This is a genomic window from Mycobacterium sp. 3519A, from assembly GCF_900240945.1.
GTDB lineage: Bacteria > Actinomycetota > Actinomycetes > Mycobacteriales > Mycobacteriaceae > Mycobacterium.
Genome location: NZ_OESG01000013.1, coordinates 1,063,260 through 1,087,139, shown reverse-complemented (window position 1 = coordinate 1,087,139; position 23,880 = coordinate 1,063,260). Strand labels below are relative to the sequence as shown.

General features: G+C 66.1%; 24 protein-coding genes. 14 read left to right on the top strand and 10 right to left on the bottom strand.

Annotated features, from left to right (window positions below):
• Positions 1–7 precede the first annotated feature (7 nt).
• Positions 8–661: a TetR/AcrR family transcriptional regulator gene (locus tag C1A30_RS13135; protein ID WP_067802996.1), complete on the top strand. Its 654-nt coding sequence runs from the start codon at positions 8–10 to the stop codon at positions 659–661.
• Here the strand turns inward: C1A30_RS13135 and C1A30_RS13130 are convergent.
• Positions 648–905, bottom strand: coding sequence for a DUF3107 domain-containing protein (locus tag C1A30_RS13130; protein WP_101948720.1), 258 nt, complete (start codon positions 903–905; stop codon positions 648–650). The genes C1A30_RS13135 and C1A30_RS13130 overlap by 14 nt on opposite strands.
• Before the next feature lie 210 nt (positions 906–1,115).
• On the opposite strand from C1A30_RS13130, the gene C1A30_RS13125 reads away from it, so the two are divergent.
• A complete protein-coding gene (locus C1A30_RS13125) occupies positions 1,116–1,853 on the top strand; it encodes an MmpS family transport accessory protein (protein WP_101950173.1) in 738 nt (245 codons plus the stop codon).
• Between the two features lie 3 nt (positions 1,854–1,856).
• Here C1A30_RS13125 and C1A30_RS13120 read toward each other — a convergent pair whose 3' ends face one another.
• Positions 1,857–2,549, bottom strand: coding sequence for a ferritin-like fold-containing protein (locus C1A30_RS13120; protein WP_101948719.1), 693 nt, complete (start codon positions 2,547–2,549; stop codon positions 1,857–1,859).
• 233 nt (positions 2,550–2,782) lie between these two features.
• On the opposite strand from C1A30_RS13120, the gene C1A30_RS13115 reads away from it, so the two are divergent.
• From C1A30_RS13115 to C1A30_RS13105, 3 genes are all read left to right on the top strand, one after another.
• On the top strand, positions 2,783–4,234 hold the full coding sequence (locus tag C1A30_RS13115) for a DEAD/DEAH box helicase (RefSeq protein ID WP_101948718.1): 1,452 nt from the start codon (positions 2,783–2,785) through the stop codon (positions 4,232–4,234).
• A gap of 22 nt (positions 4,235–4,256) precedes the next feature.
• Positions 4,257–5,468, top strand: coding sequence for a PQQ-binding-like beta-propeller repeat protein (locus tag C1A30_RS13110; protein WP_101948717.1), 1,212 nt, complete (start codon positions 4,257–4,259; stop codon positions 5,466–5,468).
• Between the two features lie 106 nt (positions 5,469–5,574).
• Entirely contained in the window at positions 5,575–6,567 is a 993-nt protein-coding gene (locus C1A30_RS13105) for an IS481 family transposase (protein WP_101946856.1), read from the top strand.
• A gap of 82 nt (positions 6,568–6,649) precedes the next feature.
• Here C1A30_RS13105 and C1A30_RS13100 read toward each other — a convergent pair whose 3' ends face one another.
• On the bottom strand, positions 6,650–7,453 hold the full coding sequence (locus C1A30_RS13100; protein ID WP_200828252.1) for a ParA family protein: 804 nt from the start codon (positions 7,451–7,453) through the stop codon (positions 6,650–6,652).
• A gap of 50 nt (positions 7,454–7,503) precedes the next feature.
• Between C1A30_RS13100 and C1A30_RS13095 the strand changes: the two genes are divergently transcribed.
• From C1A30_RS13095 to C1A30_RS13085, 3 genes are read left to right on the top strand one after another with little or no spacing between them, the layout of a single operon-like run.
• Positions 7,504–8,115, top strand: coding sequence for an acid phosphatase (locus C1A30_RS13095; RefSeq protein ID WP_101948716.1), 612 nt, complete (start codon positions 7,504–7,506; stop codon positions 8,113–8,115).
• Positions 8,112–9,209: an isochorismate synthase MenF gene (locus C1A30_RS13090; protein WP_101948715.1), complete on the top strand. Its 1,098-nt coding sequence runs from the start codon at positions 8,112–8,114 to the stop codon at positions 9,207–9,209. Before C1A30_RS13095 ends, C1A30_RS13090 begins: the two co-directional genes overlap by 4 nt.
• A complete protein-coding gene (locus C1A30_RS13085) occupies positions 9,206–9,685 on the top strand; it encodes a GNAT family N-acetyltransferase (RefSeq protein WP_101948714.1) in 480 nt (159 codons plus the stop codon). Before C1A30_RS13090 ends, C1A30_RS13085 begins: the two co-directional genes overlap by 4 nt.
• A 19-nt stretch (positions 9,686–9,704) precedes the next feature.
• On the opposite strand, the gene C1A30_RS13080 is transcribed toward C1A30_RS13085, so the two are convergent.
• Positions 9,705–10,484 carry a hypothetical protein gene (locus C1A30_RS13080; protein ID WP_101950171.1) on the bottom strand — a complete coding sequence of 260 codons (780 nt, stop codon included), beginning with the start codon at positions 10,482–10,484 and terminating at the stop codon, positions 9,705–9,707.
• 126 nt (positions 10,485–10,610) lie between these two features.
• On the opposite strand from C1A30_RS13080, the gene C1A30_RS13075 reads away from it, so the two are divergent.
• Both C1A30_RS13075 and C1A30_RS13070 read left to right on the top strand, forming a co-directional pair.
• Positions 10,611–10,928, top strand: coding sequence for a hypothetical protein (locus C1A30_RS13075; protein ID WP_101948713.1), 318 nt, complete (start codon positions 10,611–10,613; stop codon positions 10,926–10,928).
• The gene (locus C1A30_RS13070; RefSeq protein WP_101948712.1) at positions 10,925–11,548 is read left to right on the top strand and encodes a hypothetical protein; all 624 of its coding nucleotides are present in this window, start codon (positions 10,925–10,927) and stop codon (positions 11,546–11,548) included. Before C1A30_RS13075 ends, C1A30_RS13070 begins: the two co-directional genes overlap by 4 nt.
• Positions 11,549–11,582: 34 nt before the next feature.
• Here C1A30_RS13070 and C1A30_RS13065 read toward each other — a convergent pair whose 3' ends face one another.
• The 3 genes from C1A30_RS13065 to C1A30_RS35785 form a co-directional block, all read right to left on the bottom strand.
• Complete coding sequence (locus C1A30_RS13065; RefSeq protein WP_200828251.1) at positions 11,583–15,893, bottom strand: FtsK/SpoIIIE domain-containing protein; 4,311 nt, start codon at positions 15,891–15,893, stop codon at positions 11,583–11,585.
• A gap of 166 nt (positions 15,894–16,059) precedes the next feature.
• On the bottom strand, positions 16,060–16,353 hold the full coding sequence (locus C1A30_RS13060) for a WXG100 family type VII secretion target (RefSeq protein WP_101948711.1): 294 nt from the start codon (positions 16,351–16,353) through the stop codon (positions 16,060–16,062).
• 87 nt (positions 16,354–16,440) lie between these two features.
• Positions 16,441–18,414 (bottom strand): hypothetical protein, encoded by a 1,974-nt coding sequence (locus C1A30_RS35785; RefSeq protein WP_200828250.1) that lies wholly within the window; start codon positions 18,412–18,414, stop codon positions 16,441–16,443.
• A gap of 243 nt (positions 18,415–18,657) precedes the next feature.
• Between C1A30_RS35785 and C1A30_RS13050 the strand changes: the two genes are divergently transcribed.
• Positions 18,658–19,872, top strand: coding sequence for a hypothetical protein (locus C1A30_RS13050; protein WP_142392597.1), 1,215 nt, complete (start codon positions 18,658–18,660; stop codon positions 19,870–19,872).
• Positions 19,873–19,892: 20 nt separating this feature from the next.
• Here the strand turns inward: C1A30_RS13050 and C1A30_RS13045 are convergent, their stop codons facing one another.
• Positions 19,893–20,303, bottom strand: coding sequence for a hypothetical protein (locus C1A30_RS13045; protein ID WP_101948709.1), 411 nt, complete (start codon positions 20,301–20,303; stop codon positions 19,893–19,895).
• 38 nt (positions 20,304–20,341) lie between these two features.
• Here C1A30_RS13045 and C1A30_RS13040 point away from each other — a divergent pair, with 38 nt between their 5' ends.
• Both C1A30_RS13040 and C1A30_RS13035 read left to right on the top strand, forming a co-directional pair.
• The gene (locus tag C1A30_RS13040; protein ID WP_101948708.1) at positions 20,342–21,310 is read left to right on the top strand and encodes a diacylglycerol kinase family protein; all 969 of its coding nucleotides are present in this window, start codon (positions 20,342–20,344) and stop codon (positions 21,308–21,310) included.
• A 234-nt stretch (positions 21,311–21,544) separates the two neighbouring features.
• Positions 21,545–21,799: a WhiB family transcriptional regulator gene (locus C1A30_RS13035; protein WP_101948707.1), complete on the top strand. Its 255-nt coding sequence runs from the start codon at positions 21,545–21,547 to the stop codon at positions 21,797–21,799.
• 126 nt (positions 21,800–21,925) lie between these two features.
• Here C1A30_RS13035 and C1A30_RS13030 read toward each other — a convergent pair whose 3' ends face one another.
• The gene (locus C1A30_RS13030; protein ID WP_101948706.1) at positions 21,926–23,443 is read right to left on the bottom strand and encodes a sensor histidine kinase; all 1,518 of its coding nucleotides are present in this window, start codon (positions 23,441–23,443) and stop codon (positions 21,926–21,928) included.
• Between the two features lie 7 nt (positions 23,444–23,450).
• Positions 23,451–23,666, bottom strand: coding sequence for a biotin/lipoyl-binding carrier protein (locus tag C1A30_RS13025; RefSeq protein WP_006245864.1), 216 nt, complete (start codon positions 23,664–23,666; stop codon positions 23,451–23,453).
• A 115-nt stretch (positions 23,667–23,781) separates the two neighbouring features.
• On the opposite strand from C1A30_RS13025, the gene C1A30_RS36510 reads away from it, so the two are divergent.
• Positions 23,782–23,874, top strand: a complete 93-nt coding sequence (locus C1A30_RS36510) for a 50S ribosomal protein bL37 (RefSeq protein WP_003882799.1) — start codon at positions 23,782–23,784, stop codon at positions 23,872–23,874.
• Positions 23,875–23,880: the final 6 nt, after the last annotated feature.

The window sequence follows — 23,880 nt, the reverse complement described above, 5'->3', positions numbered from 1 at the left end:
GGACGTGATGAGCGATCTCGCCAACTCCGCCGCCAGGAAAGTGGCGAACGGCGGTGCGGGTCGGCGCGGAAACCGGCTTCCGCGCGACGAACGCCGCGGGCAGTTACTAGCCGCTGCCAGCGAGGTTTTCGTCGACCGCGGCTATCACGCGGCCGGAATGGATGAAATCGCCGACCGGGCAGGTGTGAGCAAACCCGTTCTGTACCAACACTTTACGTCGAAGCTCGAGCTGTACCTGGCCGTGTTGCAGCGGCACGCCGACAACCTGGTCTCCGGTGTGCGCCAAGCGTTGCGCACCACCACCGACAACCGTCAGCGGGTGCGGGCCGCGGTGGATGCCTTCTTCGACTTCATCGAGCACGACGGTCAGGGCTACCGGCTGATCTTCGAGAACGATTACGTGACCGAGCCGCAGGTATCCGCGCAGGTCAAGGTCGCTACCGAAGCATGCACCGACGCCGTGTTCGACCTGATCAGCCACGACTCGGGGCTGGAACCGCACCGCGCCAGAATGATCGCCGTCGGTCTGGTGGCCATCAGCGTCGATTCAGCCCGCTACTGGCTGAACAACGACCGGCCGATCTCCAAGGAGGACGCGGTCGAGGGCACGGTGCAGTTCATCTGGGGCGGCCTGTCCCACGTGCCGCTCACCCGCTCTTGATGGCCTCCGAGCCGACCACGCCCACACCGAATCCGACGCGGCGCACGTCGGCGGCGCCGATCTCGACGTAGGCGATCTTCTTCGCCTGCACCAGGAAGCGGCGGCCCTTCTCGTCGGTCAGGGCCAGCACGCCCGCATCCTTCTCCAACGCGTCGGCGATCAACTTCTCCACCTCGCTGGGTGTCTGCGCACTGTTGAAGCTCAGCTCACGCGGGCTGTCGGCGACACCGATCTTGACCTCCACGCTGACCCTTTCCGTTCGTGTGTTCCTCGCCAAGAAGGCTAGTGGACGACTGCGGGCCGACGCCGCGCGTGCCCCTTCGCGAGTAGCGAAACGACCGCGACCGAACCGAGTCCGGACCGTGACCAAAGGGCCAGCGGGTCAACCTCATTCGTCACACCAGTCTCGATAGCATCAGGCCCGGCATTGGACGAAACGACCGGGGACAGCTGCATGAACAGGCCATATACCGCATATTCGCCGTATTCCCTGACTCCGACCGAACGGATACCGAGTCAGTGGGACGACGGCGGCGAAACGGTCGATCTCGACCGTGATCGCTACGACGACTACGAGGGCCTCGACGACTACGACGACATCGAGGAGTACTACGAGCCCATCGATCGGCGGTGGATCTGGATCGCCGCCGTCGCAGGCGCGATCCTGCTCGTCGCGGTGATCTGCACGGTGGTCATCCTGGGCGGCGGGGACAGCGGCTCGGTGTCGACCACGGTCGCTCCGCCCGTGACCACCAGCCAACCGGCCGCCACCACGTCGGCGCCGCCGGTCACCACGTCAGCGGCGCCGCCGCCCGCTGCCACGCTGCCGCCGGAGACCGTGACCACGGTGACCCCGACGCCCACGGCCGTCGCCACGCCGACCGACACACCCGCCCAGGCGGCTCCCGCGCCCACTGCGGCGCCGAACACCATCACCTACCGGGTCACCGGTCAACGCAGCCTGCTCGACCTGGTGACGGTCATCTACACCGATTCGCAGGGTGCACTGCAGACCGACGTGAACGTGGCGCTGCCGTGGGCGAAGACCGTGACGCTGGATCCCGGTGTGACGCTGGGTTCGGTCACCGCGACGAGCGTGACGGGTCAGCTGAACTGCAGCATCACCGATGCGGCGGGCACGCTGGTCGCCGTGCAGAACAACAACACGATGATCGCGAACTGCACGAAGTAGCGCTCAGGCCAGGCCGAGTTCGCGCATGCGCGTGCTGTGCGTCTGCTGCAGCCGGTCGAAGAACTCGGTCATCTGCGACAGCCCCTCGCCGCTGGCCATCACCAGGTCGACGAGTTCGTCGTGGTCGGCCATCACGTACTGGGCCTGCGTGATGGCCTCGCCGAGCAGTCGGCGCGACCACAGTGCCAGCCGGTGGCGTTGCTTCTCGCTCGCCGTCACAGCAGCCTGCACCTCGGCCACGACGAACTGCGAGTGCCCGGTCTCCGACAGCACCGCGCGGACCACGTCGGCGACCTCGTCGGGCAGCGCGTCGGCGATCTCGAGGTAGAAATCGGCGGCGAGCGCGTCGCCGACATACGTCTTCACCAGCGCCTCGAGCCAGGTGCTCGGCGTGGTGAGCCGGTGATAGTTCTCCAGTGCGGACGCGTACTTCGTCATCGCGGGCACCACGTCGACGCCCCTGCGCTCCAACGCATCCCGAAGCACTTCGTAGTGGTTCATCTCGGCGGCGGCCATGCTCGCCATGTTGATCCGGCCGCGGAGGTTGGGCGCCATCCGCGCCTCGTCGGTGAGCCGGTAAAACGCCGCGACCTCGCCGTATGCCAACAGTGCGAAGAGTTCGTTGACGCCGGGATGGTTGGCCGACACGCCCGAGGTGCTCTGTTCGGGAGAAGTGGCGTGAGGCGTCGAAGTCATGGCCCAACTCTAGACGCCGACCGCCGCGTGAACCGCCGGGCAAACCCGACCAGGTACCATGGGTACCGGCAGTGGCATTTCGAGACAGCCGCTACCGAAGAAATGTGCGTGCACGCAGTCGGCCCGCGACCTCAACGCAGGGCCCTCGGCCGTAGCTCCGTCGAACTCGTGCGCGCGTGTGGAATCCGCGAGGTCATACGAGGTTCGACCCAGAAAGGCTACCTACCCCAAGCATGACTCATCTGAATCCGAAGTTTGCCGAACTCGGCGTCCGCGACGAAATAGTGCGCGCATTGGCCGAAGACGGTAAGGAACATCCCTTTGCCATTCAGGAACTGACACTGCCGCTCGCCCTCGCAGGCGACGACCTGATCGGTCAGGCGCGCACCGGTATGGGCAAGACGCTTGCCTTCGGTGTGCCGCTGTTGCAGCGCATCACCACCGACTCCGAGCGCCCGCTGACCGGCATCCCCCGCGCCCTGGTCGTGGTGCCGACCCGCGAACTGTGCCTGCAGGTCTACGGCGACCTGGCGATGGCGGCCAAGTATTTGACCGCAGACGATCGCAAGCTGACCGTGACGTCGATCTACGGTGGCAGGCCCTACGAACCGCAGATCGAGGCGCTGCAGAAGGGCGTCGACGTGGTCGTCGGTACGCCCGGTCGCCTACTCGACCTGGCGCAGCAGGGCCACCTGCAGCTCGGCGGGCTGTCGATGCTGGTGCTCGACGAGGCCGACGAGATGCTCGACCTCGGCTTCCTGCCCGACATCGAGCGGATCCTCAAGCAGATCCCCGACGAGCGGCAGGCGATGCTGTTCTCGGCGACGATGCCGGATCCGATCATCACGCTGGCCCGCACCTTCATGAACCAGCCGACGCACATCCGGGCCGAGGCCCCGCATTCGGCGGCCACCCACGACACCACCGAGCAGTTCGTCTACCGCGCCCACGCGCTGGACAAGGTGGAACTGGTCAGCCGGGTGCTGCAGGCGAAGAGTCGCGGCGCGACCATGATCTTCACCCGTACCAAGCGCACCGCCCAGAAGGTGTCCGACGAACTGGCCGAGCGCGGCTTCAAGGTCGGCGCCGTGCACGGTGATCTGGGCCAGGGTGCCCGCGAGAAGGCGCTCAAGGCATTCCGCACCGGCGCCATCGATGTGTTGGTCGCCACCGACGTCGCCGCGCGCGGCATCGACATCGACGACGTCACTCACGTCATCAACTATCAGATCCCCGAGGACGAGCAGGCCTACGTGCACCGCATCGGCCGCACCGGGCGCGCGGGCAAGACCGGCGTCGCGATCACGCTGGTGGACTGGGACGAGCTGGCCCGTTGGGAGATGATCGACAAGGCGCTGGGCCTGGGTTGCCCGGATCCCGCCGAGACGTACTCCAGCTCGCCGCATCTCTACACCGAACTCGACATTCCGACCGACGCAGGCAGCACGGTCGGAGATCCGCCCAAGGCGTCGGTCAAGCGCGCCCCCGCGGAGAAGGCCGAGCGCCCCGCCCGCACCCGGACTAGGCGGCGGACCCGTGGCGGCAAGCCGACCACCGGCCATCCCGCGTCGGCGGCCGAGCAGCCCGAACCTGCCTCGGACGACACCGCCGCAGACGGCGCATCGCCTGCCAAGCGGCGTCGCCGCCGCCGCCCGCGCAAGACCGCGGCCGCGAACGCCGGCTAGCCAAGGGTCACCTCCGACGGAGATGGTCAAACCCGAACGCCGCACCAGGGGCGACATGGTGGCGGCCGCGGCGATCGCGGCAGCGGTCGTCATCGTCGCGGCCCTGATCTGGTGGACCAGCGACGCCAGGGCCACCCTCAGCAAGCCCGCCGCCACGCCGGCGCCGGTGCTGCCCACCGCCAAAGCGGTGCCGAAGACGTTGCGTCAGCTCTGGACGGCGGCGAGCCCGAAGACCACCATGCCGTTGGTGGTCGGCGGCAATGTCGTCACCGGTGACGGCCGCGAGGTCGACGGCCGGGATCCGGCCACCGGACAGACGCGGTGGAGCTACGCTCGCGACCTCGAATTGTGCGGTGTCACTTACGTTTACAACTACGCCGTCGCGGTGTATCCGGATGTCCGCGGCTGCGGACAGGTCAGCACGATCGACGCCAAGACCGGCGAGCGCGGGCCCAGTCGCAGCGCCTACGCCGATCCCCGGGTGCGGTTGTCGTCCGACGGCACCGTCGTGCTTTCTGCCGGGGACAGCCGACTGGAATTGTGGCGCTCGGACATGGTGCGGATGCTGTCCTACGGCCAGCTCGACGCGCGGATCAAGCCCAGCGTGCCGACGTACCCGCTGTGCCGACTGGTGGATGCGCAGTCGAGTTCGACGGCGGTGTCGGTGCTGGAGGCCTGCCCGAAGCAGGCCGACCTGCGGCTGACGCTGCTGCGGCCCTCCGACGAAGAGGACACGCCGGATTTGAAATACGTTCCGCAGCCAGGGGTGGCCGACAACTCCGGTGCTCGCGTCGTCGCGGTGTCGGACACCACCACAGCGGTCTACGTCCCGGTCCCGAAGCCGACGGTGAACATCGTCGACGAGACCGGCGCCACCGTCGCGAGCACCCTGGTGCCGACGCCGCCGTCGCCCGACGCGGTGATGTCGCGGGCGGGCGACCTGATCACGTGGTGGACGGGCGACACCGTAATGGTGTTCTCCGCCAACGGACTTCGCTATCGCTACAGCGTCAGCTCGGCGGGCGCCAACAAGCCGCTCGGGCCCGCGACCATGATGGCGGGCAAGTTGCTGGTGCCCGTCACCGGCGGCTATGACGTCTTCGACCCGGCAACGGGCGCGGGCATCGAACACATCCCGGTGGGCAGGCCGCCAGGTACGGCGCCGGTGGTGCCTGCGGTCGCCGGTTCGATGATCATCGAGCAGCGCGGCGATCAACTCGTCGCGCTGGGTTAGTTGTACTGACCACGGACGTTGGTGACGGCGTGGTGAGGTGACAAGACGAAGACCTCCGAGTGGAGTGCGAGCTGTCTAGGAACGCTCACCGATCTCGGAGGTCTTCGTGGTTCACCGTAATGCCCCTCTGTCCGAAACCGGTCGTCTGCGGCTGGCTCAATGCGTCGTCGATGACGGGTGGTCGCGTCGTCGCGCGGCTGAACGCTTCCAGGTGTCGGTGACCACCGTCTGTCGGTGGGTGGATCGCTATCTCGAGCTGGGCGAGGCCGGGATGGCCGACCGCAGCTCACGGCCGCATCACAGCCCCAATCGCACGCCGGTACGGACAGAGCGGCGCGTCATCGGGGTGCGTGTCACCCGACGGTGGGGGCCGGCCCGGATCGCCTACCTGCTGCGGTTGAACGTCTCCACGGTGCACAACGTGCTGCGCCGTTACGGCATTGCCAAACTGCGTTGGCTCGACCGCGCGACCGGGCGCGTGGTGCGGCGCATGGAATCGGCCGCATGTGGTGATCTCGTGCACGTCGATGTCAAGAAGCTGGGCAAGATCCCCGCCGGCGGCGGTTGGCGCATGCTGGGCCGGCAGGCAGGTAAGCACAACACGCAAGCCGATAAGAGTTCGGGACGGCGCAGTAAGTACCGCAATCCGGTGCGGGGCTACCACTTCCTGCACACGGCTCTGGACGCGCATTCGCGGCTGGCCTACTCCGAGATGCTGGCCGACGAACGCAAGGAGACCGCGTCCGAGTTCTGGGGACGCGCCAACGCATGGTTCATCGAGCAAGGAATCATTGTTCAAAAGGTGTTGACCGACAACGGATCCTGCTACCGGTCACACGCCTTCCGCAAGGCGCTGGGCGACGACATCGAGCATCGCCGCACACGGCCGTATCGGCCGCAGACCAACGGGAAGGTGGAGCGATTCCACCGGACCCTCGCCGATGAGTGGGCCTACGCCCGGTTGTACACCAGCGACGAACAGCGCTGCCAGGAGTACCCACGGTGGCTGCACAACTACAATCACCACCGCGGCCACACAGCACTCGGGGGTCAACCACCAGCCAGCCGTGTACCTAACCTCTCAGGTCAGTACAGTTAGTCAACGCCCGCCATGCCGAGTGGCCAGCTGATGCACGCTTCTCGCTAGGCAGCGTGACACAACTTGCCACTCGACGGCCCGCTCAGAGCTCCGGGGTGAACGTGGCCAGCGCCTTGCCGTTCTTCCAGTGCTTCAGCAGCGCCGAGGCGAACTCGCGGTAGGCGTGTGCGCCCTTGTTCTTGCGCCCCGCCAACACCGAGCACCCCGACGCGCTGGCTTCGGCGAAGCGCACTGTGCGCGGGATCGGCGGCGCCAACACCGGAAGCTCGTAGCGGTCGGCGACGTCGAGCAGCACATCGCGGCTGTGGGTGGTGCGCGAGTCGTAAAGCGTCGGCAGCGCGCCCAACAGCTTGAGGTCGGAGTTGGTGATCTGCTGTACATCGGTGATCGTGCGCAGGAACTGACCGACACCGCGATGCGCCAGCGTTTCGCACTGCAGCGGCACGATCACGTCGTCGGCGGCGGTCAACCCGTTGAGGGTCAGCACGCCCAGCGACGGTGGGCAGTCGATGATCACCACGTCGTAGCGGTCGCCGATCTTGGCCAGCGCCCGCTTGAGCGCGTACTCGCGGCCCGCTCGCATCAGCAGCATCGCCTCGGCGCCCGCCAGGTCGATGTTGGCAGGCAGCAGCGTCATCCCTTCCGACGTGTCGACCAGCGCCGCGTCGGGTTCGACCTCACCCAACAGCACCTCGTGGACCGACACGGCCAGCTTGTCGGGATCCTGGCCCAGCGAAAACGTCAGACACCCCTGGGGATCCAGGTCCACCAGCAGGACCTGTTTGCCCTTCTCCACCATCGCTGCGCCCAGCGACGCCACCGTCGTCGTTTTGGCGACCCCACCCTTTTGATTGGCGACCGCAAGTACCCGCGTCACGGTGTTCATCGTTGCACGGGTACCCACTCGGCAGCCGTCGTGCGGCACAATCTTTCTGCGTGAGCCTTCTGCAGCACCGGCTGTTTCTGCTCCGTCACGGCGAAACCGAGTGGTCGAAGTCCGGCCAGCACACCAGCCGGACCGAACTCGAACTAACCGAAACCGGACGTGAGCAGGCCAAGCTGGCCGCCGACGCGCTCTCGGTTCTTACTCTGCACAACCCGCTGGTGGTGTCCAGCCCGCGGCAGCGCGCCCGCGACACCGCCGAACTGGCCGGCTTGAAAGTCGACGAGGTGTCTCCCCTGCTGGCCGAGTGGGATTACGGCGACTACGAAGGGCTGACCACCCAGCAGATCCGCGAACAGGTGCCCGACTGGCTGGTGTGGACGCACGGCTGCCCTGGCGGAGAAAGCCTGCAGCAGGTGAGCGACCGGGCCGATGAGGCGATCGGCTACGCGTTGAAGCAGATGGAGTCGCGCGACGTGCTGTTCGTCGGGCATGGGCACTTCTCCCGCGCTGTGGTGACCCGCTGGGTCGAACTCGACATCTCCGAAGGCATCAGGTTCGCGATGGTGGCCGCATCCATCGCGGTGTGCGGCTTCGAGCACGGCGAGCGCCAGATCAGCGCGTTGGGCCTCACGGGTCACCGCCACCCGTGCCTTCCGACGTGACCCGCGAACCGGCCTTCGTGCTCGCCGGGCGCACCGGCGTGGTGGTCGCCGAGGGCGTGCACACCGCCTTCCCCCGACTCGGTGACGCCCGCGCCGCCCTTGCATCACACAGTGCGCCGATCATCTTGGGCGCGTTGCCCTTTGACGTCACGAAGCCCGCAGCGCTGATCCGTCCGCAGACGGTGCAGTTCTCCGACACGCTGCCGGACTGGCCGGTGCGCGAGTTGCCGACGACGCGGATCGCCCAGACCATGCCCGATCCCGAGGAGCACCGGGCCCGCATCGGCGCCGCGTTGCGCCGGTTGCAGGACCCCGGCAGCGGCCTGCACAAGGTGGTGCTGGCCAGGGCGCTGCGGTTGGTCGCCGAGGGACCGCTCGACGCCCGCACGATCGTGTCGCGGCTGGTGGCCAACGATCCGACCGCCAACGCCTACCTCGTCGACCTGACCGCCGCGGGCGGCGGCTACTCCGGTGCCGCCCTGGTGGGCGCCAGCCCCGAGTTGCTGGTGGCCAGGCGCGGCGACCAGGTCAGCTGCCGCCCGTTCGCCGGGTCGGCGCCACGGCTCGCCGACCCGGTCGCCGACGACGCCAGCGGCGCGGCCCTGGCCGCGTCGGCCAAGGACCGCCACGAGCACCGGTTGGTGGTGGAGGCGATGCGTGAGGCACTGGACCCGTTGTGCGTCGATCTGCAGATCGCACCGGAACCGCAGCTGAGCAAGACCGCGGCGGTGTGGCACCTGTACACCCCGATCACCGGCACCTTGCGCGAAAAGTCAACTACCGCGTTGGATTTGGCGATTGCGCTGCACCCGACACCCGCGGTCGGCGGCGTGCCTGCGAGCGCCGCGGCCGAACTGATCAACGAACTGGAAGGCGACCGCGGCTTCTACGCCGGTGCGGTGGGTTGGTGCGATCAGCGCGGCGACGGCCGATGGGTGGTGTCGATCCGGGGCGCGCAGCTGTCCGCCGACCGCCGCACCGCCGACGCGCACTCCGGCGGTGGGATCGTCGTCGAGTCCGACCCCGATGACGAAGTCGCGGAAACCACAACGAAATTCAACACGATCCTGTCGGCGCTGGGAGTGCAGCCATGAGCGAGACCATTCGGCGCGTCCGGCCGGGCGACGAGACCGAACTGACCGCGATGATCCACGAACTGGCCGAGTTCGAGCGCGCCAGCGCCGACTGCACCGTCACCGAAAAGCAGTTGGCGGAAGCCCTTTTCGGCGATCGCCCGACGGTCTACGGTCACATCGCCGAGGTCGACGGCCAAGCCGCGGCGGGCGCCCTGTGGTTCCTCAACTTCTCCACTTGGGACGGCGTCGCGGGCGTCTACCTCGAGGACCTCTACGTGCGCCCGCAGTTCCGCCGCCGTGGACTCGCCCGCAAGCTGCTGTCGACGCTGGCCAGGGAATGCGTGGACAACGGCTACACCCGGTTGTCGTGGGCGGTGCTGGACTGGAACGTCAACGCGATCGCGCTCTACGACGCCGTCGGCGGGCGGCCGCAGAACGAGTGGATCACCTATCGAGTGTCAGGGCAGGCGCTCGCCGAACTCGCCGACTCGTGAGCGCCGACCCCACCAGGCATCAGTAATGCGGGTATTGCTGTTGCGGATAGCCTTGAGCTGCCTTTTGGTTTTGCGGGTACTGCTGGGGCTGCTTCTGCTGCTGTGGATACTGTTGCGGCTGGGATGCTTTCGTCGACATCGACGAGGCCGCCATCACCTTCTGCCCCTTCGGTCCGACGGCGAACCACGTGCCGCCCACGCCCTGGCCCTTGAGATCGCCGGCGTTGGAGTCGCCCGAATACCGGTATAGCGCCCACCCACCGACGGTCAGCTGAATGTCGCCGTCCTGGCGCCGGAACGCCCCCACCTGCTTACGATCAACGCCGTCGAGGTAGACATTGGCACCTTCCTCTATGGTCACCGGTGGCCACATGGTCGCGCAGTCCCCGTTGCAGTTCGACTTGTTGGACCCCTTGGTGTCCTTGTCGAACCGATACAAAGTGGCACCGTTGATGTTCACCACGTTGGGACCGGCAAGCCCGGGTGTCGTTGTCGTCGACAGCTGTACCCACTCCGGTGGATTCTGCTGGGTGGCGTTGCCTGTCACCGTGCCGCCATTGCCGGACTTGCCGTTCTGCGCAGCGGTTCCATCGAGGACCTGCACCGCACCGTCGGGATCGACGGAAGCTGCCGCGGATGTGGGCGCGGCGGATGTCGATGCCTGGGCGCCGTCTCCTATCGACACGGTCTTGCCGCATCCGGACAGTACTGCGGCGCACACCAGAAACAATGAAGCGCCAACGAGCGGTGCCGTCTTGCGCCGGTACGTCGAGAGTTGCTGTGTAGGAATCGTTGTCATGTCCGATTCGACGGTCGAGGCCGCGGTGGGGTTCATCACCGCGGCGTGATGAACCCCACCGCTTGAACTCCCGTCGTCATGACGAGAGGACGAAAAGGTCGTCCCCTCAATGAGAAAGGACCGCCGATGGCATCCGAAGTGAACATTCCGGGTAACGAGCTCAAGGAAGCTCAGGACATGCTGGGCTTCGTCAGCGACAACATCGACATTGACCGCAACACGTTCGACTTCGACGGGGCGTTCGGCCGAGAGCTGTCGCGAGGTTCTGCAGGGAACTTCGAAAAGAAGTGGAACGACGGCAAGACCCAGCTGAAAAAGGAAGTGAAGGGCATACGCGACGCGATCGGCAACATCCTCGACTCGTTTGAGAAGACAGATGCGGACGCGGCGAGCAATCTCGACGACGGTGGCGGGTTCGACGACGCCGCAAAGGCAGCCAAATGAGTACCGCGCAACAGTTTCTGCTCAACGTGCCCGATCTGTGGGAGGACGCCGACCTCAGCGGTGAGAAGTTGGCGCGGACACGAGCGCAGGCCCTGTCGATGACCAGCGACCCCCGGGAGAAGCTGCGGATCAACGACATGTTCCGACAGGGGCGAGAGGTCAGCCGGGCGGCGCGCAAGCAGGGTGCGCTGCTCGCGACCGGAACGGCGACGTTCTACAGTGACGGGCTCTTCATGGCCTACGGCATGGTGTTCGCCGTCACCACACCCACGGGCCAGGAGCTGACGCTGCCCGTCCTGTCGGCGCAGTTGGGTGTCTCATCTGCAACCGGCGTCGCGCCGAAAGACCGTGTGATCACGTCGGTTCGGGTGCCTGCGGTGGGGGCGGTCGCGCGCATCACCGGAACCGAGGTCACCCGCTTGACGTCTGATGTCGACGTGAAACTGCTGACCATGCACACCATGATGCCGGTCCCCGGTGCCACGAACGACTTCCTGGTGGTGACATTGGCCAGTCCCAACTTGCCGTTGAAGAACGAGGTGTACGACCTCTTCGATGCGATCACGAGCACGTTCCGGTTCCTGGACGCCGACGGAAACCAACTCGATCTGACCGGGTGAGGACAAACCGCTTCGGTCACCGCGGCCGCGTCGGTCAATTCGACGTGGCCGCGGTGCTTTCCGGCGCGTCGACGGTGGACAACGGCACCTGCACCGAGATCAGCGAGCCGTCACCCAGATGCAGCAGCCCGCGGCCGGGCTGCGGAGCCTGGCCGACCACCCCGCGCGTCAACTTGATTCCGATGACTTCCCCGTCACCGAGGCCCTGGGGTGACAGCAACATGCCTGTGCGGTTCCGTTTCACCTGACCCATCCAGCCTGCCAAGCTGAGCGACAGCGACTCCGCATTGCCCGCAGCCATCACCGCCCAGCCGTTACCTTGTGCGCCGCGCGCGAGTAGCGCGAGGTCCGAGTCGATTTCGGCACCCATCAGCAACTCGGCGTCGTCGACGATGATGACCGCCGTGGACTCCGGGATGTTTGAAAGCACCGCACGGAAGTCGAGCACGGAGATTTCCGGATCGGTGATCACCGCCGCAACCCCTTGTCTGCCTTCCAGGCTCCGTAGTGGAGATCGGCGCGGTGCCAGTACAACCAGTCCGGAGCCGGCGCCCAACAGGGACTCCGCGGCCGTCAGCAGCGCGGTACTGCGGCCCGTCCTTGGTGGTCCGGCGATGACGAACGTCGGTACGTCGGCGAGGTCAGGGCCGAGGGATGTCAGCGTGTCGCCGCCGATCGCGACCAGCGGCCGCATCGGTTCGTTGCGGTGCAGCGCCATCGCTTCGGCATAGGCGATGCGGTCGGGAAGGACATCGAGTGGCTGCGCACGTCGCGACGCAGGAACCGCTGCCTCGCGGTTCTGCAACTCCTGCGCCAGTGCGAGCACACTGTCCGCTTGAGCGGTGCCGCTCAAGTCTGTGCCCAGTACCGCAATCTGCGCCTCGCTGAGATCTTGGGTGCGAATTGCTCTGCCCGGCAACGGGTCCGAGGGCGCCGCCTTGGTGGGAATACCCACGGACGAATAGTCCTGACGGTCGTTGAGCCGCAACACAAGTTTGTCGTCGGTGGTGCCGGAGAACCGACTGCTGGCCAGCGCGCGGTCGCCGGCGAGCACGGCGTGAATGCCGACGCCGGCGCCGTCGCGCAGTAACCGGATCAACCGCTCCAGGTAGCTGCCGTTGTCGTAGGAACTGAATTCGCGGTCGAAGACCTCGAAGCGGTCGACCATCACAACGATGTGCGGTAGCCGCTCGCCAGGCGCCTGATCGCGACGGAGTTCGGTCAAGTCAGCGGTGCCGCGGCTGCCGAACAGGCTCTGGCGCGCGGTCAGTTCGCCGTTGAGCCGGTCCAGTAGCCGCCCGAGACGCTCGATTTGGTTGCGGTCGACGACCGCGCCGCAGTGTGGCAGCTCGGCGAGCACATTGAGTGCGCCGTTGCCGCAGTCGATTCCATATATGTGCACATCGTCTGCTCCGTGTGCCATCGCGAGCGCCGCCGCCAAAGTGCGCAGTGTCTGCGACCGTCCACTGCGGGGCGAACCGACGATGTGGAGATGTCCGGCCCGGTCAATGTCGAACACCAACGGTGCGCGGTTCTGCAGCGCGGGAAGATCGACCATGCCGTATTGCACTGGTGGGAGCGCAGCCTCGCGAGTGTCTACTGCCGCAGGTGCAGGCGGTGGCACCCATTGCAGCACTTGCGGTAGTGGCGGAAGCCACGGACTGGGCTGACGTGGAATCTGAGCCATTTCAGAGGCTTGCGCGATGGCAGTGGTCAGCACGGCGAGGTCAGTGATGGCCTCGGTCTGGGCCAGACCAGAGCCGTCCCGACCCGCACGTCGCGTTGGCAGGGGTCCGCCAAGGTCCTTCCACGTCACCACCTCTGCGGCAATAGGCACCGGAGCATCACCCGCAACGTCACCGGACGGCCGGCGCCCGCCGACTCTCGCGGACTGAAAAGGCAACAGCGCTGAGGGCCCGAGGCGAACGAAAGCGCGGCCGGGGGTGGCCGGTGAGATATCGCCCGAATCCGGCGCATCGATGATGTCTCGGCTCTCGGAGGTGTCGGTGGTGCGCAGTGCAATCCGCAGGTTCGTGTTGGCGCGGATATCCGGTGTGACAGCGCCCCCTGGCCGTTGCGTGGCCAGCACCAGATGAATACCGAGCGAGCGCCCCCGTTGTGCGATGTTCACCAACCCGGAGATGAAGTCGGGCAGTTCGCGCACCATGGAGGCGAATTCGTCGATCACCAGCATCAGTCGCGGTAGCGGCGGCAGCACATCACCTCCGCGAGAACGCTTGTCGAGGTAGTCGAGAACGTCCTTGGCGCCGGCCTTCGCCAATTGTGTCTCCCGGCGGCGCAGCTCGGCTCCCAAGGAGATCAATGCTCGCTCCACCAGTTGAGTGTCGAGGTCGGTGACCAGGCCGACGGTGTGCGGCAGATCGGCGCACTCGGCGAAGGCGCTGCCGCCCTTGTAATCGACCAGCACGAAGGTCATCTCGTCTGGTCGATTCACCACAGCGAGCGTGGCCACCAGCGTCTGCAGCAACTCAGACTTTCCCGATCCGGTCGTGCCAGCGATGAGCGCGTGGGGTCCGTCGCGCACCAGGTCGACTGAAAACGGACCGTCGAAGCCGGCGCCGAGAACGGCCGTGGTGCTTCGCCCGCCGAGCGACCAACCCGCCACAATGGCCTGCGGCGTCGGCGGTTCGATGTCGAGCACGTCGAGCAGGCGTACGGCGCCGGGTAGGGCGCTTTCCTCACTGTCCCCCACGCCCCGCAGAGGGGCCAGTGCCCGTCCGAGCTGTTCGTACCACCCGAAATCCGGTAGATCCGTACGGATCTGCTCCAATGCCGGTGAGTCGCCTGTCCGCAACGCCGACATGGCTTTGGTGGGTGCTCCGCTGACGACGACGGCACGGCACTCCTCGGGCAGCAACCGCTCCTCGCGGTCGATGCAGATGACATGGACACCGACTGCGGGCCCGTCACGAAGGAGCGCGATGACCCCAGGCAGCGAGCGCGCGCGCCGCGACTTCTCCAGAATCACCAGGATGTCGGGGTAGCCGGCGGCACCGCTGCGTTCCAGCCCCGGACCCGCGGCCATGCGTGCCATGACGATCTGGCCGAGTTCGCCGAGGCGTAGGGCCAGCGAGTCGGTGGTGCTGCCGAGCAGCACGTAGCCGTCCTCCCCTTGTGCCTGCGTGTGAGGCAGCCACCGGGTCCAGGCCCAATCCTGTTCGCCGTCAGGGCCCGACAACACGACCAGCCGCAGATCGGTGGGACTGTGCAGGCATGCCGCTTGGGCAGCGATCCAAGCTGCGATGCCGCTGGCGTCCTCGCCGGCAATGCCCACCACCCCGGCCCGCCGGATGTCCACCGATATCGGCACTTGACTGAGCCACGGCACCATGGTGCGTCGGTTCTCGTCCTGGCCGGGGTCCTCGACGCTGGTGGCCGAGGGAAGGTCGGTCGTCCCGACGCGCACCGACAGGAAGTCGTGGTCGGAGAAGCGGCGCTCCCACAACCGCTCTGACGGCAGCGTTGCCATCTGGAGCAGAGACGCCGGATCGGGCAAGCTCAGCCGCAAGTTGCGCTGCTCGTCTCGCAGCGCGGCGTCGATGTTCTCCTGGATCTGCGCGACCTTCTCATCGAAGTTCGTCTTGTCCTCCTCGTACTTTTGGATCGTCTGCTTGCGTCCGCCGAACTGGGTGATCAACGCGACGATCGGCGAGAGCAGTGCGATGACGATGAAGCTCAACCTGCCGGTGGTGAACACGGTGACCAGCGACGTGGCGATCGGCAGCAGCAGAATTGGCAACAACGGGATCGCCCTCTTGGCCGGCTTGACCGGCGGCTGCGGCAGCCGGAACTTGCCGCCTGCCGCGGGCGGCAGAAAGCGCGGGGGCCGGTTGAACTCCAAGCCGAGGCCGTCGGTGGCGGGAGTCAGCGGAGCCCGGTCGGATTGACGGTCGGCCAGTTCCAGCAAGGTGTCACCGATCGCGAGTTGGTTGCCCGGCTTCCATGGTGACTGCGGTTGTACGGGTTTGCCGTCCAGTAAAGCGTTTTCGGCTTCGACGATCTCACCGGTACCGTCCAGCCGTAACCTGACGCGGGCTCCGAGCGGTGGAGCGCCGGCGCTGCGTGCGAGTCGGATCCGGCACCCTTCGCCACTGCCGATGTCGTAATCGCCTGGCATGACACGAAAGACGGTTCCCGCACCGGGCCCCGACACCACCCTGATTTCTGACCGTCCCTCGGGCTCGGGCTCCCAGGGAAGAGGAGCGCCGAGTCCGAGGTCGGTGCCGTCCCGAACTCCGGCAGTCTGCAGCGTCGCCGCGGGATCGAGCCGGTACGGTCCGATGTACAGGCTCGGCACATGTGTCGGGCGGCCATTGGGCCCCACCAAGCCGATGGTCCGAACAAGTTCAGCGGCAAGACTTCCCACGCTGGCGGCGGGTTCGGTGTCAACAATGACAGTGGTCGAGATTCCGCGGTCGCGCGGGTCGCTTACGCTGACATTCAATCGCATTGGCTCATCGACTTTCGTGGCGCGGGAGGAGGTTTGATGGTCAGTTCAGGTTTTTCCCGAGTTCGTCGTCGGTCTGCGTGTACGCATCGCCGACGGCCTTGACGTACTGGCCGATGCCCTGCAGACCCTGGTTGACCTGCTTGAATCCCTTGGCAAACTCCTCGAAGAACGGCGAGAACTTCTGTTGTGCGGCCGGGGTGGAGTACCCGTTGGACAGTAGGTTCGTGATCTTGTTGCGAACTTCGTTGAGCTTGTCCTCGAGCTGACTGAAGTCGCTGAGCAGGGCCTGTGACGTGCTCGCGGTTTCGTCCGAGTTGACCTTGTAATCGGGCATTGGAGTTTCTCCTTTGTGGTTGGGTCATCCGCGGGCGCGGATGGCTCTCCACCCTCTCAGGTGGAAGTCGTTGCGACGGTTAGTTATTCAGTCGGGGTCCTCGTTGAAGTCGAAAGGTGTTTTCGTGGTGGCGAAGTCCGGTGGCACCGGCGGTGGCGACGGCGGAGGAAGCGGTGTTGCCGGTGTCGGTGGTGGTGCGACCGGTAATGGCGGCGACGGAGCCGCCGGTGGCGGCGACGGAGGTTCACCGTGCAGCGGAAGCGGGGCATTAATCCGCGTCGGAATGAAAGACAATCCGAGTTCCCTTGCGGCAGTGACGCGATGGTTACCCTCATTGATGCTGAGGTCACCTGCGGACAAATCAACCGGCGGCAGCGGCTTGCCTTCGCCGATGGCACCTTTGATTGACTCGACCCGCTTCGGGTCGACGTTGCTCCTAACCGGAATGCCATCGAAGAGACTGGTCTTCACGAGTACCGGTGTTTCACTGGCAGGAAGCGCTCGGAAGTCGTCGTCGGTTTCCACCTTCTGCAAATTCGTGGCCTCGAAGCCACGAACCAAGAAGTGATCGGTCGGGAGCGCTCCCTGAAAGCGGGTGAAATCCGCGTCCTCGCCGGTGAACTGGCCGTTCTCAAACTTCTTGAACTTGTTTTCGTCGACGTCGAAAAAGACCTTGTTGTCGGTGCCTTTCACCTTGAAGACGGCGGGGTCGAACCCGTCAGGATCGGTCTTGTGCAGTACCAGGTCGATGTCCGGGAAATTCTTGTCCTGAAAGTCGAGTGCACCGCCCCCCGGTTTGGGCTTGATATTCGGAGGTGGGAAGGCTTTCGCCGGATCAGGTGGGGGCGTCTGCGGGTCGTCTAGCCCCCTGGAACTCGGGCCGGCCTCGCCTTGACCGGACCCTCCCGATGATCGTGCGGTGGTTCCTTGATCAAGGCCACCGTTTTTGGGCGGAGCGAATTTCTTGGCAATGCCTTTGATGCCGGCGCTTCCCGCGCCGAGCACTCCGGCGGTGACGATGGCGGTGGGGTCGAAGCCTTGGCCGCTGACCGCTTGGTTGACGGTTTCCTCGCCGGCGTTCTTGCCGACTTCTTTGACCACCGAGGCGGCAGTGTGCGTTGCGGTGTTGTCCAACAATCCTCCGACGGTTTTGGTCTTCGTTGCTGAAGATCCGATCCCCGACAGCGGACCGTCAATGGTCTTTGCGCCCTTGCCCAATGTTTTGGCCGCCGCGTCGACACCGGCTTTGAGAAGCCCGCCACCGGCTTTCAGCAGCGCCCCGCCGGGCACCAGCCCGATCAGTCCGGTGAGCAGATCACCGAGACTGAAGTTGCCGCCGACTATCGCGGGTAACTCGCTGACCAGGAATAACGCCCCGCCCAGCAGCGCCCCGGCAACGGGGAAGAACACCGAAACGATCGCGATGAGCAGACCCAGCAGGATCTGGACGAATGGGAAGTCTTCGAAGAAATCGGCGATTTTCTGGAAGATGTTGCGCTCGGGGATTGCCTCCTTGGCGGCGCGGTCCAACACGTCAGCGCATGCACGTTGCGCCGTCTGACGCATCGTCTTGGCTTGTTCCGCAAGACTTTTGGCCGCTGAGAGTTGACTCTTTCCCTCATCGATCGCGTCTTGGGCGTTGGCTGCGGCGGACTTGTCTTCGTCGCTGGCATCCGCTGCCGGTGCGGGTGGGGCCTGGTTGGCCACGGGCGCGGCAGCCTGGGCCTCATCCACGGCGCGGTCGAAGGTATCCTGCGCTTCTTGCAGGCGCGGAATGTAGTCGCGGTAGGCCTGGGCGGCATCGTGATACGACTGCACGGTCTTGGCGAGCTTGTCCGGCAGGTCGTCACCGATCTTCTTCTTCAGCGCGTCCATCGCCGAACCGCGTCCCGAATCGATGCTGCCGCCCTTCTTCAGAACGTTGAGTGCTTTTTCGGCGGCATCACCGATGTCGGAATAGCGTTGCAGTACAGCCTGAATCAGTTCGGGATCACCAGGGGTCGGATCGTCGTCCATCCCGACGAGTTCGAAATCAGCTGTGCTGGCGTGCCGACGCGCCATGGCTTCACGTCCCTTCCCGGTCCCACTGTCGCGGACCGCCACATGCACCCAACGGGGACATCGCCTAAACGGTTCAGGTGCCCGTTGAACCGTTTGGCAGTCGAGTCCGTCGAGTAAGGCGTGAGAGGTATCCGTACGAAAAGCACTGCACTGCAACAACTGTGGCGCATACCACAGATCATCGCGGTACTTCTTTGCCTGCTCGCAGCGTTCGCGGCCACACCAGCACACGCGGACGATGGCGTGATCAAAGTCTTCGTCGTTGCCGCACCCGCTCAGACCGGTGGCCGACTGCCGACATTGCAGTCGATCGCACGCAGCACGCTGAACAATCAGGCCCGCGCAGGCGAGATCTTCACCCTCAACCGCGGCCTGCGCCAACCCGACGGTGGGGTCTTGAGCACGCCTCAGGACCGGCTGCATCCGGGCTGGATCCTGCGGTTACCCTCCGACGCCACGGGCGCCGACGTAAGACTGGCCCGCGACACCAGACGGCCTGTCAGCGGCGGACCGCCGTCGTCAACTCTGGCATTCCGCCTGGACGTGGCCTTGGCGGTGCTCGGCGCAGTCTTGCTCGCGGTCCTCACCGCGGTGATCGTCTACCGGCGGCGACTCGCGCGCTGGGGCCTCGTCATCGCCCGCCAGCTGTATCGCTTCGGTGAACCGGTCAGACGCCGTCGGCGACTGAACCTCAGGCGGGGGTTGTCCCGTCGATTCGCCGCCGACTCCGACACCTTGCGCCGCGCGTACGACATCATCGCCCCCTTGGCCGCCACGAATCGTCGGCCCGAAACACCGGTACACGCGGTGCGTGTCGACAACGCAGGGGCCACGGTCTGGCTTCCGGCGTCCGATTCTCTCGGTTCCCCCTGGCAGCACATCGACTCAACACGCTGGCGAAAGCCGGTGGTGGGCCACCATAGCGGCGAGCCGGGACCGCGCACCGCCGCATGTCTGGTGCGGGTCGGCACCGATGCCGAACGACATCCTGTGTTCGTCGACATCAGCAGGCTTGACGGAGTGCTCGCGGTAACGGGTGACCGGACGGTGGCCCGCGACGTCGTCGGGAATCTGTTGTCAGAGATCGCCCGCAGCCTGCCGAACATTCCGGTCATGATCCTGCGTAGCGCCGACGGCTCCGGTCCGCCGGCCATACCCGCCGGCCTGGTGCAGGTCGACGAGCCACCGGCGCCTCGGCCGGTGAAAGCGCAAGCGGCGCGGGGCACGGTGCGCGCCGCCTCGAAGCGGCGGCCCCTGCGCGGGCTGGTTGTGATGACGGGGGTCCCGGCGACGCCCGAGGCGGCGCAACTGGCAGCGCTGTGCGGTCCTGGCGGCGCAGGCTGGACGGGACTCGTCTGCGGCGACGTCGACACCGCGGTGCACTGGCGCTGGCGCGCCGGGTCCGATGGGATTGTCGAAATACCAACTCTGGGCTTGCAACTCACCGTCCCGGCCTGAGACCTACGGCTCAGCCCTCCTCAGTGATCGTCGGCGACCGAATCCTCAGGCGCGCCCAGCCACTGCAGCGTGGCCGGGCTGAACAGCAGCGCGAGCGTCGCCAGCGCGGCGAGCCCCACCGGAACGGCGTACAGCCATCGTTGTGAGCCAACGCCCATGTACCACGCCACCGGCAGCAGCAGGAGCTGGGCGAACACCGCGATGCCGCGGCCCCAGCGCCGTCCGGTCCACAACGCCCACCCGGCGGCGAGCACAGCCCCGCCCATGATCACGAACCAGCTTGCGGTGCCGTATCCGCTCAGCCACGGTTCGTCCTCGACGCCCGCCACGTGACGCACGACCAGCACCACCGCGACGCCGACCAGCACGACCCCCTCGAGCCAGACGATGACAGCGGCCTGGCGGACGGTTGACGGCGAGGGCACGATCACGAGTCGAGCGTAATAGGGGCCCGTTAGGCTCGGATCCCGTGCGCGCCGTGCTGATCGTCAACCCCAACGCGACGTCGACCACGCCGGCGGGCCGCGACCTGCTCGCCCACGCGTTGGAGAGTCGCGTGAAGCTGACGGTCGCGCACACCGACCACCGCGGCCACGCCATCGAAATCGCCAGGGATGCGACGCGTGACGGCGTCGACGTGCTGATCGTGCACGGCGGCGACGGCACGGTGAACGAAATCGTCAACGGCATTCTCGGCGAGGCGGGACCCGGCGGGCCCGCGCCTGCCGTCGGGGTGGTGCCCGGCGGGTCCGCGAACGTGTTCGCCCGCGCGCTGGGCATCAGCCCCGACCCGATCGAGGCGACCAATCAACTCATCGACCTGCTGTCGGCGCACGGCAGGCGCAAATCCTGGCGGCGCATCGGGTTGATGGACTGCGGGGAACGCTGGGGCGTGTTCACCGCAGGCATGGGCGTCGACGGCGACGTGGTGGCCGCTGTCGAGGCCCAACGCGAGAAGGGTCGCAGGGTGACGGCGTCGCGCTACATCCGCGTCGCGATCCGTGAGGTGCTCGCCAGCGTCCGCAAGGAGCCGACCCTGACGCTGCACCTGCCGGACCGGGAGCCCGCCTCGGGGGTGCACTTCGCGTTCGTGTCGAACTCCAGCCCGTGGACGTATGCGAACACCCGCCCGGTGTGGACCAACCCGACGACGACGTTCGAGACCGGTCTCGGGGTGTTCGCCACCACGAGTGCGAACGTCTGGGCCAATCTGGGGCTGGTGCGTCAGATGATGAGCAAGAAACCGCGGTTAGAGGCGAGGCATTTGATACGTGACGACGACCTGCCGTGGGTGCGGGTGACAAGCGACACGCCGGTCGCGTGTCAGATCGACGGGGACTACCTCGGTCCGCGGGAGACGATGACGTTCACGTCGGTGCCGGACGCGCTGGGCGTGGTTGCCCCGCCTGCAAAAGTACCCGCTGATCTGCGCAAATAGCTTTCGCTCCGCTGATTCAGGGCGCAGGTTGGTTTAGTGTAGTACAAACGAGTGAGGGCTCCGCGAACGACCCTCGTGAGTGAGATTACCCACTTGTTAACTCGCGAGTATTGACATCTGTTCAGCCTGTGAAAGCATCGGAAGCAACAGTGCAGAAACATTTCGAGTGCACGCGTTAACAGCCGAAGAAAAGCTCGTGCGCCCTGCTGCGCACACAGTTAGGAGATTAGGACTATGGATTGGCGCCACAAGGCGGTCTGTCGTGACGAGGACCCGGAACTGTTCTTCCCGGTGGGGAACAGCGGGCCAGCGATCGCGCAGATTGCAGACGCGAAGCTCGTCTGTAATCGCTGCCCGGTGACCACAGAGTGCCTCACCTGGGCGTTGGATTCCGGCCAGGACGCGGGCGTGTGGGGCGGTATGAGCGAGGACGAGCGTCGCGCACTGAAGCGTCGCAACGCGCGGACGAAGGCTCGCAGCGGAGTCTGATCGCCACCTGAGAATTCGGATACGGCCCCGGCAAAATTTGTCGGGGCCGTAACTGTGTGCAAATGCAATTGATGCGAAATAGATCACACAAACTTCAATTTCAAAGTCAGCCCACAAACTGTGCGGTTACTGAGCCAATCGCGGCTTGCGGCCGATGGGAACGCGCAGCACCACATCGGTGCCGCCGGTCGGCACGTCGTGCATGCCGAGCGAACCGTCGAGTTCAGCCGAGACCAGGGTCCGCACGATCTGCAGTCCGAGCCGGTCGGACTTCTCCAGGCTGAACCCGTCCGGCAGGCCACGCCCGTCGTCGTGGACGACGACGTCCAGCCACCGCGCTGACCGCTCGGCGCGGATCGTCACGCAACCCTGCGCCTTGGTGGCGTCGAAGGCATGCTCGATGGCGTTCTGCACCAGTTCGGTGATCACCATGATCAACGCGGTGGCACGATCGGCGTCGAGCACACCGAGATCGCCAACCCGGTTGATTCGTATCGGAGTGTCAACTGTCGCAACGTCATTCATGATCGGCAGGATCCGGTCGACCACCTCGTCGAGGTTGACCTCCTCGTCGACCGACATCGACAGCGCGTCGTGCACAAGGGCGATGGACGACACCCGGCGCACGGACTCGATCAGCGCCTCGCGGCCCTCGGCGTTGTTGGTCCGCCGGGCCTGAAGCCGCAACAGCGCCGCAACGGTCTGCAGGTTGTTCTTCACCCGGTGGTGGATCTCGCGGATGGTGGCGTCCTTGGACAGCAGCGCGCGGTCGCGGCGCTTGACCTCGGTGACGTCGCGGATCAACACCGCCGCGCCAACGGCCTTGCCGTGCACCACCAATGGCAGCGTGCGCAGCAGCACGGCCGCTCCCCCGGCGTCGACCTCCATCCGCATGCTGGATCCGCCCGCGAGCGAGTCACGGACGTGGTTGGCCAGTTCCTGCGCCTCGAACGGATCGCCGATCAGCGGCCGGGTCACCGCGACCAGGTTGTGGCCCTCGAGTTCGGCGGCGAGGCCCATCCGGTGATAGGCCGAGATCGCGTTCGGGCTGGCGAAGGTCACGACGCCCGCTTCGTCGAGACGGATGAACCCGTCGCCGACGCGGGGACTGGACCGAGACATCGCCAAGTCGCCGACATTCGGAAACGTGCCCTCCGACAGCATCAGCAGCAGGTCGCCCGCGCAGTCCAGGTAGGCACTCTCCAGCGGGCTGGCATTGCGCGCCCCCAACGACGTCTGGTGGGTCAGGACGGCCACCACTTCGTTGTTGTAGCGCACAGGAACCGCTTCGACCTTCAGCCCCGCGGCGATTCTGGCCGCGATGTTGGAGTTGGGCGAATCCTGTTGTCCCGCATCGTTTTCGCGGCCGATCGTGCCGGAATGAAACGCAGCGGTCACCAACGGCAGCTGGTCGCCCGAGCTGACCGTGCCGACGGCGTCGGCAAGCAGCACGGTCGGCGCGGTGTTCGGCCGCACCTGCGCGACGCACACCAGCTGACCGTCGTCGCGCCGCACCCACATCAGGTAATCGGCGAACGACATGTCAGCGAGCAGCTGCCACTCCCCGACCACGGCGTGCAGATGGTCCACGGCGCTGCCGGGCAGCACCGTGTGCTCGGCGAGCAGATCACCGAGGGTGGACATCGGAAAGTCAGCTGATCACGGCGATGAGGTCTCCGGCCTGGATGACATCACCAACGGACACGCTCACCTTGCTGACGGTGCCGGCGACCTCGGCCAGCACCGGGATTTCCATCTTCATCGACTCCAGCAGCACCAGGGTGTCGCCCTCACCGATCTGGTCGCCCTCGTGAACCACGACCTCGAGCACACTGGCCACGATCTCGGCGCGAACATCCTCGGCCATCTTCACCCCTTTCGGCTGCTCCATGCCGCTCTATCGAACCACAACGGCACGATTCGGGCGCTGCGGCAGGTCATGAGACAATGGCTGCAAAGCACAACCAGACGGAGGAACCACTATGGCCAAGCGTGGCCGCAAGAAGCGCGACCGCAAGCATTCCAAGGCCAATCACGGCAAGCGGCCCAACGCCGGCTCGAAGTCGGTCCGCTAACCGTTT

Bases quoted from the DNA above. Each gene is read 5' to 3' on its own strand.
- C1A30_RS13135 (WP_067802996.1), top strand. From the start codon at position 8: ATGAGCGATCTCGCCAACTCCGCCGCCAGGAAAGTGGCGAACGGCGGT.
- C1A30_RS13125 (WP_101950173.1), top strand. From the start codon at position 1,116: ATGAACAGGCCATATACCGCATATTCGCCGTATTCCCTGACTCCGACC.
- C1A30_RS13120 (WP_101948719.1), bottom strand. From the start codon at position 2,549: ATGACTTCGACGCCTCACGCCACTTCTCCCGAACAGAGCACCTCGGGC.
- C1A30_RS13115 (WP_101948718.1), top strand. From the start codon at position 2,783: ATGACTCATCTGAATCCGAAGTTTGCCGAACTCGGCGTCCGCGACGAA.
- C1A30_RS13110 (WP_101948717.1), top strand. From the start codon at position 4,257: ATGGTCAAACCCGAACGCCGCACCAGGGGCGACATGGTGGCGGCCGCG.
- C1A30_RS13100 (WP_200828252.1), bottom strand. From the start codon at position 7,453: ATGAACACCGTGACGCGGGTACTTGCGGTCGCCAATCAAAAGGGTGGG.
- C1A30_RS13085 (WP_101948714.1), top strand. From the start codon at position 9,206: ATGAGCGAGACCATTCGGCGCGTCCGGCCGGGCGACGAGACCGAACTG.
- C1A30_RS13080 (WP_101950171.1), bottom strand. From the start codon at position 10,484: ATGACAACGATTCCTACACAGCAACTCTCGACGTACCGGCGCAAGACG.
- C1A30_RS13075 (WP_101948713.1), top strand. From the start codon at position 10,611: ATGGCATCCGAAGTGAACATTCCGGGTAACGAGCTCAAGGAAGCTCAG.
- C1A30_RS13070 (WP_101948712.1), top strand. From the start codon at position 10,925: ATGAGTACCGCGCAACAGTTTCTGCTCAACGTGCCCGATCTGTGGGAG.
- C1A30_RS13060 (WP_101948711.1), bottom strand. From the start codon at position 16,353: ATGCCCGATTACAAGGTCAACTCGGACGAAACCGCGAGCACGTCACAG.
- C1A30_RS35785 (WP_200828250.1), bottom strand. From the start codon at position 18,414: ATGGCGCGTCGGCACGCCAGCACAGCTGATTTCGAACTCGTCGGGATG.
- C1A30_RS13035 (WP_101948707.1), top strand. From the start codon at position 21,545: ATGGATTGGCGCCACAAGGCGGTCTGTCGTGACGAGGACCCGGAACTG.
- C1A30_RS13030 (WP_101948706.1), bottom strand. From the start codon at position 23,443: ATGTCCACCCTCGGTGATCTGCTCGCCGAGCACACGGTGCTGCCCGGC.
- C1A30_RS13025 (WP_006245864.1), bottom strand. From the start codon at position 23,666: ATGGCCGAGGATGTTCGCGCCGAGATCGTGGCCAGTGTGCTCGAGGTC.
- C1A30_RS36510 (WP_003882799.1), top strand. From the start codon at position 23,782: ATGGCCAAGCGTGGCCGCAAGAAGCGCGACCGCAAGCATTCCAAGGCC.